This is a genomic window from Sphingobium rhizovicinum (genome assembly GCF_042647625.1).
Taxonomy (GTDB): domain Bacteria; phylum Pseudomonadota; class Alphaproteobacteria; order Sphingomonadales; family Sphingomonadaceae; genus Sphingobium; species Sphingobium rhizovicinum.
This window is the reverse complement of record NZ_JBHRVU010000004.1, coordinates 3280491-3292615: the sequence shown is the minus strand read 5'-3', so window position 1 is coordinate 3292615 and position 12125 is coordinate 3280491. Positions and strand designations below refer to the sequence as shown.

12 protein-coding genes are annotated in these 12125 nt (G+C 64.0%); 7 read left to right on the top strand and 5 right to left on the bottom strand.

Annotated features, from left to right (window positions below):
* Nucleotides 1-30 precede the first annotated feature (30 nt).
* On the bottom strand, nt 31-1200 hold the full coding sequence (locus tag ACFOKF_RS17325) for an efflux RND transporter periplasmic adaptor subunit (RefSeq protein ID WP_380797242.1): 1170 nt from the start codon (nt 1198-1200) through the stop codon (nt 31-33).
* Nucleotides 1201-1438: 238 nt separating this feature from the next.
* Between ACFOKF_RS17325 and ACFOKF_RS17320 the strand changes: the two genes are divergently transcribed.
* Entirely contained in the window at nt 1439-1687 is a 249-nt protein-coding gene (locus ACFOKF_RS17320) for a GlsB/YeaQ/YmgE family stress response membrane protein (RefSeq protein ID WP_380797240.1), read from the top strand.
* A gap of 58 nt (nt 1688-1745) precedes the next feature.
* Here the strand turns inward: ACFOKF_RS17320 and ACFOKF_RS17315 are convergent, their stop codons facing one another.
* The 3 genes from ACFOKF_RS17315 to ACFOKF_RS17305 all read right to left on the bottom strand — a co-directional run bounded on the left by ACFOKF_RS17315 (nt 1746) and on the right by ACFOKF_RS17305 (nt 2907).
* Nucleotides 1746-2000 carry a GlsB/YeaQ/YmgE family stress response membrane protein gene (locus ACFOKF_RS17315; RefSeq protein WP_298400306.1) on the bottom strand — a complete coding sequence of 85 codons (255 nt, stop codon included), beginning with the start codon at nt 1998-2000 and terminating at the stop codon, nt 1746-1748.
* A 203-nt stretch (nt 2001-2203) separates the two neighbouring features.
* Nucleotides 2204-2503 carry a CtrA inhibitor SciP gene (gene sciP, locus ACFOKF_RS17310; RefSeq protein WP_380797238.1) on the bottom strand — a complete coding sequence of 100 codons (300 nt, stop codon included), beginning with the start codon at nt 2501-2503 and terminating at the stop codon, nt 2204-2206.
* Between the two features lie 104 nt (nt 2504-2607).
* Nucleotides 2608-2907, bottom strand: coding sequence for a hypothetical protein (locus ACFOKF_RS17305; protein ID WP_380797236.1), 300 nt, complete (start codon nt 2905-2907; stop codon nt 2608-2610).
* Between the two features lie 184 nt (nt 2908-3091).
* Here ACFOKF_RS17305 and mnmA point away from each other — a divergent pair, with 184 nt between their 5' ends.
* Both mnmA and ACFOKF_RS17295 read left to right on the top strand, forming a co-directional pair.
* The gene (mnmA, locus tag ACFOKF_RS17300) at nt 3092-4198 is read left to right on the top strand and encodes a tRNA 2-thiouridine(34) synthase MnmA (RefSeq protein ID WP_380797235.1); all 1107 of its coding nucleotides are present in this window, start codon (nt 3092-3094) and stop codon (nt 4196-4198) included.
* Between the two features lie 289 nt (nt 4199-4487).
* Nucleotides 4488-6611: a sodium-translocating pyrophosphatase gene (locus ACFOKF_RS17295; RefSeq protein ID WP_380797233.1), complete on the top strand. Its 2124-nt coding sequence runs from the start codon at nt 4488-4490 to the stop codon at nt 6609-6611.
* 81 nt (nt 6612-6692) lie between these two features.
* On the opposite strand, the gene ACFOKF_RS17290 is transcribed toward ACFOKF_RS17295, so the two are convergent.
* Nucleotides 6693-6953 (bottom strand): hypothetical protein, encoded by a 261-nt coding sequence (locus tag ACFOKF_RS17290; protein ID WP_380797231.1) that lies wholly within the window; start codon nt 6951-6953, stop codon nt 6693-6695.
* A gap of 26 nt (nt 6954-6979) precedes the next feature.
* Between ACFOKF_RS17290 and ACFOKF_RS17285 the strand changes: the two genes are divergently transcribed.
* The 4 genes from ACFOKF_RS17285 to ACFOKF_RS17270 all read left to right on the top strand — a co-directional run bounded on the left by ACFOKF_RS17285 (nt 6980) and on the right by ACFOKF_RS17270 (nt 12095).
* Nucleotides 6980-7186, top strand: a complete 207-nt coding sequence (locus tag ACFOKF_RS17285) for a hypothetical protein (RefSeq protein WP_380797230.1) — start codon at nt 6980-6982, stop codon at nt 7184-7186.
* 124 nt (nt 7187-7310) lie between these two features.
* On the top strand, nt 7311-8309 hold the full coding sequence (locus ACFOKF_RS17280) for a sensor domain-containing diguanylate cyclase (RefSeq protein WP_380797228.1): 999 nt from the start codon (nt 7311-7313) through the stop codon (nt 8307-8309).
* A gap of 137 nt (nt 8310-8446) precedes the next feature.
* The gene (locus tag ACFOKF_RS17275) at nt 8447-9148 is read left to right on the top strand and encodes a DUF2490 domain-containing protein (RefSeq protein ID WP_380797226.1); all 702 of its coding nucleotides are present in this window, start codon (nt 8447-8449) and stop codon (nt 9146-9148) included.
* Between the two features lie 115 nt (nt 9149-9263).
* The gene (locus ACFOKF_RS17270) at nt 9264-12095 is read left to right on the top strand and encodes a DNA methyltransferase (RefSeq protein WP_380797224.1); all 2832 of its coding nucleotides are present in this window, start codon (nt 9264-9266) and stop codon (nt 12093-12095) included.
* The last annotated feature ends 30 nt before the right edge of the window (nt 12096-12125 follow it).

The following is a 12125-nucleotide window of genomic DNA, read 5'->3' as shown; positions in this document are numbered from 1 at the left end:
GCAACGCACGCAGCGTTGCCCGCCTGCGGCTTATCCCGCCTTATACCGTTCCGGCTTCACCTTCTGACCCGGCGTCAGGAAGGCGCCGGCCGACGTCACAATCTGTTCCGTGCCGGCGATTCCGCCCGTCACGGCCACGCCATTGTCGGACACCTGACCCACGGTCACATCGCGCCGCTCCACCTGTCCCTTGGCGTTGACGATATAGACATAGCTGCCCTTGGCGTCGTTCTGCACCGCCGATTCCGGCAGCAACGGCGCGCTGCCCGATCCGCTGGTGATCATGGCCGACGCAAAGCCGCCGGGCCGGATCGCGCTGTTATAGGGTATGGCGATGCGGGCGATGCCCTGCCGCGTCTGCGGGTCGACCACTGGCGAAACCTGCCACACCCGTCCGGCAAAGCCCTGCCTGCCGCCGATCGGCGTCACCGTGGCGCTATTACCCGCGCGCAGCGTCGTCAGATCGCCTTCGGCAACCTGGGCCTGCATTTCCATTTCGCCATCCTTGGCCATGCGGAACAGCACGCCGCCGCCGGCCTGAACGATCTGGCCCGGCTCGACCGTGCGGGTCAGCACCAGCCCGGACGCTGGCGCACGAATGTCCAGCCGCCCGGTGCGCGCCTGCTGTTCGGCCAGCTGCGCCTGCGCCACGCGCATCTGCGCTTCGGCCTGATCGCGGGTAGCGGTGCGCTGGTCGATGTCGGCGGCGCTGATGAAGCCGCGCCCGACCAGCGCCTTGGCGCGATCGAGCTGGGCCTGCGCCAGCTTGGCGTTGGCGCGCTGCACCTCCACCTGCGCGGCCAGCGACCGCACCTGTTCGGTCTGGACGGATCGTTCGACGGTCGCCAGCACCTGTCCGGCGCGCACCCAGTCGCCCGGCTGCACCAGCACCCGCGTCACCATGCCGCCTTCGCCGACCACGCCGACCGGCATGTCCACCCGCGCGGCGAGCGATCCCGTGGCGCTCACGGTGCGCGACACGGTGGACTGGCCGGGGCTGATCACCGTGACCACCGGCACCTGCGCCGTGGGTGCGGCGGTGTTGGCGCTGTCGCCCCCGCGCATGGAAATCGCAACCGCAGCCGTCACCAGCACAATCGCGACAACGCCCCCGATCAGCAACCGCTTGCGGCTGCGGCGCGATTCATCCTCGCTTATTACGGCTACGGCCTCGCCAGACAGCTGTGTTTCGTAATTCATGCCGATTCCATCTCTCCGGCGCTTCGCCCCATGTTGGCGACTGTATTATATGAATATAGCACCACCCTCAACCCCCAATATCATGCTTCAAAGTGAAACGGCAAAGCCATATTTCATGCTAGAAGGGGGTGGAAACGGGCCGGTAGGTTCGTTCATGACGAAAGCGTATCGTTTGGTTGGGTCGGCCGAATGGTGCGTGACGGGCAGGAATGGAAAGGGCAACGCAGAAGGGCGCGCCATGGATTTGCTGGGTTGGATATTTCTCGGCCTGATCGCGGGAGCGATTGCAAGACTGATCATGCCCGGGCGCGACCCGGGCGGCTGTATCGTGACGATATTGCTGGGCATCGCCGGCGCCTTGCTGGCGGGTTTCATCGGTCGTCTCGCGGGCATTTATATGCCGGGGGAGCGGGCGGGCTATATTGCCGCCATATTGGGCGCCGTCGCGGTGCTGGCGCTTTACCGCTGGTTCGCGGCGCGGCGATAAAAAAAGGCCGCGCCTTCGACGGGCGCGGCCTTTTTATCATATTGCGATGGGTCGGCCGTTACCGCACCGATCCGCGACGCACCAGATTGACGATCGCCAGCAGGATGATCGCGCCGACCAGCGACACGAGGAAGCTGTAGAGCGTCAGACCGTCATTGATCGAACCGCCGCTGAAGATCAGGCCGCCGATGAAGGCGCCGACGATGCCGACAACGATGTTGAGCAGAATGCCCTGCTGCGCGTCGGTGCGCATGACCATGCTGGCGAGCCAGCCGATGATGCCGCCGACGATAAGCCACAAGATGATGCCCATGATACTCTCCTTGAACCACGCCCCCTGCGGGTTGGGTGCTGTTTCAACGGAGGAAAGGGCGTCGCGTTCCATGAACGAAAAATGATTCCGGTCCGGAAACCATCCTGCCGCTGCGCCGTTTTGCGCGCCGCGACGCCCATGCGAAAAGGGCCGCCGGATGATCCGGCGGCCCTTTTCTATGCGACCCTGTTAAGAGGAAGGTATCAGAATTTCTGCTGCCGCTCATAGAGCGACTTATAATATTGGATGCGCGTGACGCGCAGGCCGTGCATGCCCGAACGGTCGACCGCGCGCTGCCAGCCGGCAAATTCCTCCAGCGTCAGATTATAGCGGGCGCAGGCTTCGTCCACGGTCAGCAGGCCGCCATTCACAGCTGCGACGACTTCCGCCTTGCGCCGCACGACCCAACGGGTGGTGTCGGTGGGGGGCAGACTGTCCAGGGTCAAAGGCTCTCCGAGTGGGCCGACGACCTGGGCGGGTCTGATTTTCTGGTTCTCGATCATTCTTACCCTCAATGTGCGGCACTGGCATTGCTGAATTCAGCCGTGAAAACCCTTATGTCGATCAGCCCTGAACAACGGCTAAACTGCAACGGTAAACACTGCCTTCATCTTTCCCTGTCCCCGATTAAACGGCTCGCAATCAGCGGGTTGAAGCTTCCCGCGAGACGCACGGCTTCGATCTTGCCGCCGGAACGTGGCGCGAAAATTCCCGCCAGTTCCTGAATCCAGTCTTCGCTTCCGTCCTGCCCCCGCAGGACGCCGGCCACCGCCTGGGCGGTGGGGCTGGCCGCCTGCGCAGCCGCCGTGGCGGCCCGCAGGAAAGGCCACGCGGGAATGCGCGGCCGGCTCAGCGGTCGGCTGGCGCCGGGCCTTAACCCGCCGCCCCGAAGAAAACTCAGATCCATGTCTGCTCTTGTAGGGGGGAATGGATAACCGTCGGTAAACCCCCGGCACGCTTTATGACGCTAATATGCGCATCCGGTCGCTAAAGCGGCGTTCGGGCGATAGAATTTGTTAACCATGACGCGCTGAAGCGTCCGTTGGACTGGCGCATTTTCAAATGGCCTCCCATGCCCTATACGCGCGCCCATGCAGCCCCAGTTTCAGCTTCCCCAGCCGCTCGATCAGCGGCGCATCGTCGTCGCCATGTCGGGCGGCGTGGACAGCAGCGTCGTCGCCGCGCTCGCCGCAAAGACCGGCGCGGAGGTCATTGGCGTCACGCTTCAGCTTTATGATCATGGCGCCGCCGTCGGCCGCACCGGCAGCTGCTGCGCCGGGCAGGATATTCGCGATGCGCGCGCGGTCGCCGATCGCATCGGCATTGCCCATTATGTCTTTGATTATGAAACCGCCTTCCGCGATTCGGTGATTGCCGACTTTGCCAATGAATATATGGCCGGCCGCACCCCCATCCCTTGCGTCAAATGCAATATGGGGGTGAAGTTCACCGACCTGTTTCAGATCGCGCGTGATCTCGGCGCGGACTGCCTCGCCACCGGCCATTATGTCCAGCGGGTGGAAGGTCCGCAGGGCGCGGAATTGCATCGCGCGGCCGATCCGGCGCGCGACCAGAGCTATTTCCTCTTCGCCACGACTCAGGCGCAGCTCGATTATCTGCGGTTTCCCCTCGGCGGCCTGCCCAAGCCGCAGGTGCGCGAAATCGCCGCCGAACTAGGCCTGTCGGTGGCCTTGAAGCCCGACAGCCAGGACATCTGCTTCGTGCCCGACGGCGATTATGCGAAAATCGTGCGCAAACTGCGCCCCGACGCGGACGAAGGCGGCGACATCGTCCATATCGACGGCCGCGTGCTCGGCCGGCACAAAGGGCTGATCCATTATACCGTGGGCCAGCGCAAGGGGCTGGAGATTGGCGGCCAGCCCGATCCGCTCTATGTCGTGCGCCTCGATGCCGAAGGCCGCCGCGTCATCGTCGGGCCAAAGGCGGCGCTGGCCGTATCGGGCGCGCTGCTCAGCGACATCAACTGGCTGGGCGGCGATTTCGCCGGGCCATTGACGGCCAAGGTCCGCTCCATGGCAAAGCCGGTGCCCGCCCGGCTGGATGGCGACCGGCTGATCTTCGACGCGCCCGAATATGGCGTCGCGCCGGGGCAGGCGGCGGTCCTTTATGCGGGCGATCGCGTATTGGGCGGCGGCTGGATCGCCGCGACGCAGGCGGCGCTGGCCCAGGCCGCCTGAACCGACTGGCGGAACGGGGGGCGGCTGAACCGGCGACCTGAACCGGGACGCTTGTTCGCCCAGCCCCCTTGACGCGCGCCGCCGTCGCTGTAGCGTCCTTCCACCCTATTCTCAGCCGGTTGGAGCGCATCGATGCGTGACGCCCTGATGCTGATTGACGCGGTGCCCTACGCCGGACCTGTTCCGTCCGGCAGTCCTCTGTCGCGCGCCCCGTTTTCCCGCCCTTCGCTCGCCCGTCATTCCCTGCGGAGCGGCCGATGACAGCAACAACAGGGGGAGAGGAACAAGCATGCAGATCATCTTCATCGCCATAGGGTGCGGCCTGCTGGCCATACTCTATGGCCTGTTCACCAGTCGTCAGGTGCTGCGCCAGTCGCCGGGCAATGACACTATGCAGGCGATTGCCGGCGCGATTCAGGAAGGGGCCAAGGCCTATCTGGGCCGGCAATACACCACCATCGCCATCGTCGGCGTGGTCGTCGCGGTGCTGGTCGCCCTGTTCCTAGGCCTCACATCGGCGATCGGCTTCCTGATCGGTGCGATCCTGTCGGGGGCGGCGGGCTTCATTGGCATGAACATTTCCGTGCGCGCCAACGTCCGCACCGCCGAAGCCGCGCGCGGCACGCTGCAAAGCGGCCTGACCGTCGCGTTTCGGGCCGGCGCGATCACCGGCATGCTGGTGGCGGGCCTCGCGCTCCTCGCGATCAGCGTCTTCTTCTGGTATCTGACCGGGCCGGCGGGGCATGCGCCCGACGATCGGCTGGTGATCGACAGCCTCGTCGCGCTGGCCTTTGGCGCGTCGCTCATCTCCATCTTCGCGCGGCTGGGCGGCGGCATCTTCACCAAGGCGGCCGATGTCGGCGCGGATCTGGTGGGCAAGGTGGAGGCCGGCATCCCGGAGGATGATCCGCGCAACCCCGCCGTCATCGCCGACAATGTGGGCGACAATGTGGGCGACTGCGCCGGCATGGCGGCCGATCTGTTCGAAACCTATGTCGTCACCGTCGGCGCGACCATGGTGCTGACCGCCCTGCTCGTCACCGGCGTCAACAACGCCTTTCTGCTCAACCTCATGGCGTTGCCGCTGATCGTGGGCGGTGTGTGCATCATCACCTCGATCATCGGCACCTATATGGTGCGGCTGGGCGCCAGCCAGTCGATCATGGGCGCGCTGTACAAGGGCTTCTGGACCACCGCCATCCTCTCCATCCCGGCCATCTATTATGTCACATGGCGGGTGCTGGGCGATATGCATGCCGTGTTCGGCGCGGACCTCGATGGGGTCGGCGGCTATACCGGCATGGCGCTTTTCTGGTCGATGATGGTGGGGCTGGCCGTCACCGGCCTGCTGGTGGTCATCACCGAATATTATACCGGCACCAATTATCGCCCGGTGCGCAGCATCGCAAAAGCCTCCGAAACCGGCCATGGCACCAACGTCATTCAGGGCCTCGCCATCAGCCTGGAATCGACCGCTTTGCCCACGATTGTCATCGTCATCGGCATCATCGTCGCACATCAGCTGGCGGGCCTGATCGGCATTGCCTTCGCCGCCACGGCCATGCTGGCGCTGGCCGGCATGGTGGTGGCGCTCGACGCCTATGGTCCCGTGACCGACAATGCCGGCGGCATCGCGGAAATGAGCCATCTCGACGACAGCGTGCGGGTGAAGACCGACGCGCTCGATGCGGTGGGCAACACGACCAAGGCGGTGACGAAGGGCTATGCCATCGGATCGGCCGGCCTTGCCGCGCTGGTGCTGTTCGGCGCCTACACCGAAGACCTTAAATTCTACAATTCGGCGCTCGGCCTCACCGCGCCGGTCGATTTCAGCCTGTCCAACCCCTATGTCATCGTCGGCCTGCTGCTGGGCGCGCTCCTGCCCTATCTGTTCGGCGCGATGGGGATGACCGCCGTGGGCCGCGCGGCCGGCGACGTGGTCAAGGACGTCCGCGACCAGTTCGCCACCAACAAGGGCATCATGGAGGGCACTTCGCGCCCCAACTATGCCCGCACCGTCGATCTCGTCACCCGCGCCGCGATCAAGGAGATGATCGTGCCCAGCCTGTTGCCGGTGCTGGCGCCGATCATCGTCTATTTCGCGATCACGGCGGTCGCCGGCGCCGACAACGGCTTTGCCGCGCTGGGCGCCCTGCTGCTGGGCGTCATCGTGTCCGGCCTGTTCGTCGCCTTGTCCATGACGTCGGGCGGCGGCGCATGGGACAATGCGAAGAAATATATCGAGGATGGCCATCATGGCGGCAAGGGCAGCGAAGCCCATAAGGCGGCCGTAACCGGCGATACGGTCGGCGATCCCTATAAGGACACCGCCGGCCCGGCGGTCAACCCGATGATCAAGATCACCAACATCGTCGCGCTGCTGCTGCTCGCCGCGCTGGCGCATGGCGGGTGACGCGCATCATCCTCTCACACGAAAATGCCCGGTCGGTGGTCCGACCGGGCATTTGTCGATGATAGGGGGCATGGACCGCTATCAGCGCTGGGCCAGCTGCACCGGCGCCTTGTGGGTGATGGTCACGCCCTGCTGCGCCCAGTCGGTCTTGCTGCGGCACTGCACCAGTGGAACCCGCGAGGATGCCTGCGCCTGGCGCACGCAATAGCGGCCGGTGGCTTCATGATAGCTGACCTTGGCGGCGCCGAAACGGCCTTCCGACTGGGCGAAGGCGGAGGTGGCGGTGGCCGAAACGGTGACGGCGGCGGCAACGATGGCGGCGGCGAAAGCGATGGTCTTCATGTCTTGGTTCCTTCCCTGAAAATCTGATGTCGATCCGTCAGTGGATCATGCCAACAGCTTTGCAGGGGGCGTGCCAATTTCAGAAAATGGCGGATTTCTGCGAATTTTTAAGGAGAGGAATTTTTGTTGCTCGAATTAAATCCGATATAAGCGAAATATTTCCCAAAATTCAGGATATTTCACGCAAACATTTTCAGTCGATGCATATTCCGCGCGCCATGGCCCTCATTTAACCATTTTTTCACCAGACCGGCGCAGCCTCTCATCAGCGGCTGCACTTTGGGGCGGGTGTGCGGGGCGCGGCTTCCCGCCTATGGGCTTGGGGAGCATCGATCAGGTTCAAGCATCGGGTTGCCCATGACGCCACAAGACAGACTGACTGACGAAGCGGGCCGCATTGCCGCCCTGCGCCGCTATCAGATCCTAGACACGCCTGCGGAGGGCGGGTTCGACAAGATCACCGACATGGTGCGCGCGCTGGTCGGCGTGCCCATTTCCGCCGTCTCCCTGATCGACACCAACCGGCAATGGTTCAAGTCGCACGTCGGGCTGGACGTGGCGGAAACGCCGCGCAGCGTCGCCTTTTGCGATCATGCGATCCGGCAGGACGCGCCGCTGATCATCCCCGACGCCTGCGCCGACGCGCGCTTTTGCGACAATCCGCTGGTGACGGGCGATCCGGGCATTCGCAGCTATGCCGGCGTGCCGCTGCGCACGCCCGAAGGCTATAATGTCGGCTCGCTCTGCGCCATCGACACCCGCGCGCGCGACTTCGCGCCCGAACAGATGGCGATCCTTCAGGGCCTCGCGCCGATCGTGATCGAACAGATGGAATTGCGCCTGCTGGCCGAGCGCGACGGGCTGAGCGGCGCGCTCACCCGCCGCGCCTTCGTCGCCGCGATCGACCGCCAGATCGCGCTTTTCACCCGGCATCAGCGGCCCGCCGCGCTGGTGCTGCTCGACATTGATCATTTCAAGCGGGTCAATGACGATCATGGCCATCCCGCCGGCGACCGGGTGATAGAGGCGGTGGCGGATCTGTGCCGCACCCTTTCTCGCCCCAGCGACTCGCTTGGCCGCCTGGGCGGCGAGGAATTCGGCCTGCTCCTGCCTGAAACGAGTGAGGCGGATGCGATGGCGGCCGCGCGCCGCTTTTGCGATGCGGTGGCCGCGCAGGTGATCCCGCATGATCCGCCGCTGCGCGTGACCGCCAGCTTCGGCGTCGCTGCTCTGGGCGGCGATCGCATGACCAGTCACAGCTGGCTCGCGGCGGCCGACGCCGCGCTCTACGAAGCCAAGCGCGCCGGCCGTAATCGCGTTGCTCTCGCCCCGCCGCCCACCGCCCGCGCCGCCTGATCCCGCCCGCCATCCTGTTGTGAGACATGATCGGGCAATGCATCGTCATCAAATTGCAATGCAGATGTAACGATGGAGTCTTGAAACGGTCATAGTGGCGCCTTCGCCGCCAGATCCGGCGGTGGAGATGATGCCCCATGCGTTCGACCGCCCTCTTGCCCCGCCTTGCTTTGCCCGCCCTGTCCCTCATCGCCGCATTGGCGCTGCCCGGCGTCGCCCATGCCAGCGAGGATGAACAGCTCTGGACCACCACCAGCGCGACGGTGAAGCTCAGCGATCACTGGCGCCTGTCGCAGGAAATCGTCGCCCGCTTCAGCAACGATCGCAACGGTCTCTATGAAGTCGAATCCAACACGCTGCTGGGCTATAAACTGTCGAAGGCGGTGACGGTCTGGGCCGGCTACACCCATGATCCGCAATATAATGGCGGCGACTTCACCGTGATGGAGCATCGCGGCCGCCAACAGGTGACGTTCGACAATATCGCCAAAATCGGCCCGGTATCTATCAGCGCCCGCATGCGGGTGGAGGAACGCTGGCGTGAGGGGATTGACGGCACCGCCTGGCGTCTTCGCCCCTATGTGAAGCTGGTCATGCCGTTTCGCGAAGGTGGCAAGGCCGCGCTGGTGCTCAGCCATGAAAGCTTCTTCGATCTTAACAAGACCAATTTCCAGCGCGTTCAGGGTGAGGAGCGGATGCGCAACCTGATCGCCATCACCACCCCGATCGCGAAAAATGTGAATGCGGAAATCGGCTATCTCCACCAGCACGGTTTCCGCCCCGGCGCGGACGACAGCAACGACAATGTTGCATCCGTTTCGCTCAGCTTCAATTTCTGATGCGCCGTTTCGGACAAAGTTTGACGCGGTTCGGGCCATTACGGACAAGCCTCTGCTTTGAGCTAGCCGACTGATCCACCAGCCTTTTCCTATTCCATCGGGGGAGGGGAAAGGGATGCGTCTCAGCTGGCCGGAAATCCGCACCAATGCCGCCCATTTTTCGGGTCAATGGATCGGCAAAGGCTATGAAAAGGGGCAGACGCACAGCTTCTACGACGAATTTTTCAACATCTTCGGCGTGCCGCGCAAACAGGTCGCGGTCTATGAACAGCGGGTCCGCTCGCTCGATCCGGGGCGTACCGGCGGCTATATCGACCTTTTCTGGCCCGGCACGCTGATCGTCGAACAGAAAAGCGCCGGCCGCGACCTCAATCGCGCTTTGTCGCAGGCGCTCGATTATTATGACTGGCTGCCCCACAGCCAGCGGCCCCGCCATCTGATGGTGTGCGATTTCCAGCGTTTCGAACTGCTGGACCTGGAAACCCGCCGCGAATGGCGTTTCCCGTTGCCCGACCTCAAGCGTCATGTGGAAGCATTCGGCTTCATCCTGGGCGTTCAGCCGCGCCTCTTCCGCAACCAGTCGCCGGTCAATCGCAAGGCGTCCGAACTGATGGGCCGGCTGCACAATGCGCTCGCCGCCGATGGCTATGTCGGTCATGATCTGGAACGGCTGCTGGTGCGGCTGCTTTTCATCCTCTTTGCCGACGACACCGGCATTTTCGAACGCAAGGACCAGTTCCTCACCTTCCTGGAACAGCGGACCAGCCCTGACGGCCGCGACCTCGGCCGGTGGCTGGGCGAATTGTTCCAGACGCTCGATACCCCGCCCGACCGGCGGCAACATGGGCTGGACCCGGACCTGGCCGACTTCCCCTATATCAATGGCGAATTGTTTCGCGAACGCATCGCCATGCCCAGCTTCGATCACAAGATGCGCGACATGCTGCTCGACGCCAGCCTGTTCCACTGGGGCGATGTGTCGCCCGCCATCTTCGGCTCCCTGTTCGAAAGCGTGATCGACAAGGTCACACGCCGCAAGCAGGGCGCGCATTACACGCCCGAACAGGCCATCCTCAAAGTGATCGAACCCCTGTTCCTGGACGATCTGCGCGCCGAATTTGCCCGCGCCAGCGCGCTGAAATCCGGTCGCGAGCGGGCCTTGCGCGCGCTGCACGACCGCATGGGTTCGCTCTCCTTCCTCGATCCGGCTTGCGGCGCGGGCAATTTCCTCGTCGTCGCCTATCGCGAACTGCGCGAACTGGAGCGGGAGATTTTGCATGAACTGCTGACCATTGATGGCCGGGTCGAACTGGTGATGGATGTCGCCGCGCTATCGAAACTGGATGTCGACCGCTTCTTCGGCATCGAACTGGACGAATTTCCCGCCATGATCGCGCAGGTCGCCTTGTGGATGACCGATCATATCGCCAACACCCGGCTGGCGGAGGATTTCGGCCAGCATTATGCTCGCATCCCGCTGGTGAAGGCGCCCGGCATCCGCCATGGCGACGCGCTGGAGATCGACTGGAACCATGTCGTCCCCGCCAGCCAGTGCAGCTATGTCTTCGGCAATCCGCCCTTTGCCGGCGCGAAGTTTCAGAGCGACAGGCAACGCGCGCAGATCCGCCGCCTCGCCGCCCTGCCGGGCAGCGGCGGCACGCTCGATTATGTCGCCGGCTGGTTCATCAAGGGCGCGCATTATGTCGCGGGCGGCAATGCCCGCATCGCCTTCGTGTCGACCAATTCGATCGTGCAGGGCGAACAGGTGGCGCAACTCTGGCCGCTGATCTTCCGCGCCGGCATGGACATCGCCTTCGCGCATCGCTCCTTCGTCTGGCCCGGCCGCGCCGCGGTCCATTGCGTCATCATCGGCCTCGCGCAACGCGGCGACGAGCCCGCGCAAAAGCGGTTGTTCAGCTATGCCGATGCGAAGGGCGAGCCGACAGAGACGCGGCATGCTGCCCTGAATGCCTATCTGATCGATGCCGGGCTGCTGGATCGGCATATGGTGGTTCGGGAAGAAGCGCGTCCGATCAATGGCGCGGGGCGCCTGGTGACAGGGACGAAACCTGTCGATGGCGGCTATCTGATATTCACGCCCGAAGAATATCGGCAAATTCCCGATGCCGACCCCATTCGCGACTGGATTCGGCCGTTCATAGGAGCGGAAGAATATATCAATGCCGGGTGCCGGTGGATATTGGCGTTGCAGAATGCGCCGCCGGCCCTGCTGCGCACATCGTCAGTGGCGCGGGCGCGCATCGGTCAGGTCGCTCGCTTTCGTCAGGGGCTTGCGCCGGCGAAGGGCAAATTGGAAATCAAGCCTCGTGGCGGCACGGCAATCGCGTTGTCGCACACGCCAACAGCCTTCCATGTTACAGTGATGCCCGACGCTGCATTTCTGGTGATACCGCAGGTGTCCTCGGACAAGCGGGACTATATCCCCATCGGCTGGCTGACCCCGCCTGTCATTCCCAGCGACAAACTGCGCCTGTTGCCCAACGCAACGCTCTGGGATTTCGGCATTCTCACCAGTCGGATGCATATGGCGTGGATGCGCCAGATCAGCGGCCGGATGAAGAGCGATTATATGTATTCCGTCGGCGTAGTGTACAACAACTTCCCCTGGCCAGACGCCACGCCCGCCCAGCGCGCGCAGGTGGAGGCGCTGGCGCAGGCGGTGCTCGACGCGCGCGCCCTGCCCAAAAACGCCACCTCGTCGCTCGCCGACCTCTATGATCCCGACAGCATGCCGGCCGAACTGCACCGCGCGCATCGCGATCTCGATCAGGCGGTCGACCGTCTTTACCGCAAAGCCGCTTTCGGCTCGGATCGCGAACGGGTGGAGCATCTCTTCACCCTCTATCAGCAACTGGTCGATCCGCTGATTCATGCCGGCGCACGGCGACCGCGTCGGGTGAAGCCTGCGCCGGGGCAGGGGCTATGAATGTCCTACACGGCGCTGGTCGGTTATCCT

Bases quoted from the DNA above. Each gene is read 5' to 3' on its own strand.
- ACFOKF_RS17325 (WP_380797242.1), bottom strand. From the start codon at position 1,200: ATGAATTACGAAACACAGCTGTCTGGCGAGGCCGTAGCCGTAATAAGC.
- ACFOKF_RS17320 (WP_380797240.1), top strand. From the start codon at position 1,439: ATGGATTTGCTGGGTTGGATATTTCTCGGCCTGATCGCGGGAGCGATT.
- ACFOKF_RS17315 (WP_298400306.1), bottom strand. From the start codon at position 2,000: ATGGGCATCATCTTGTGGCTTATCGTCGGCGGCATCATCGGCTGGCTC.
- sciP (WP_380797238.1), bottom strand. From the start codon at position 2,503: ATGATCGAGAACCAGAAAATCAGACCCGCCCAGGTCGTCGGCCCACTC.
- ACFOKF_RS17305 (WP_380797236.1), bottom strand. From the start codon at position 2,907: ATGGATCTGAGTTTTCTTCGGGGCGGCGGGTTAAGGCCCGGCGCCAGC.
- mnmA (WP_380797235.1), top strand. From the start codon at position 3,092: ATGCAGCCCCAGTTTCAGCTTCCCCAGCCGCTCGATCAGCGGCGCATC.
- ACFOKF_RS17295 (WP_380797233.1), top strand. From the start codon at position 4,488: ATGCAGATCATCTTCATCGCCATAGGGTGCGGCCTGCTGGCCATACTC.
- ACFOKF_RS17290 (WP_380797231.1), bottom strand. From the start codon at position 6,953: ATGAAGACCATCGCTTTCGCCGCCGCCATCGTTGCCGCCGCCGTCACC.
- ACFOKF_RS17285 (WP_380797230.1), top strand. From the start codon at position 6,980: ATGTCGATCCGTCAGTGGATCATGCCAACAGCTTTGCAGGGGGCGTGC.
- ACFOKF_RS17280 (WP_380797228.1), top strand. From the start codon at position 7,311: ATGACGCCACAAGACAGACTGACTGACGAAGCGGGCCGCATTGCCGCC.
- ACFOKF_RS17275 (WP_380797226.1), top strand. From the start codon at position 8,447: ATGCGTTCGACCGCCCTCTTGCCCCGCCTTGCTTTGCCCGCCCTGTCC.
- ACFOKF_RS17270 (WP_380797224.1), top strand. From the start codon at position 9,264: ATGCGTCTCAGCTGGCCGGAAATCCGCACCAATGCCGCCCATTTTTCG.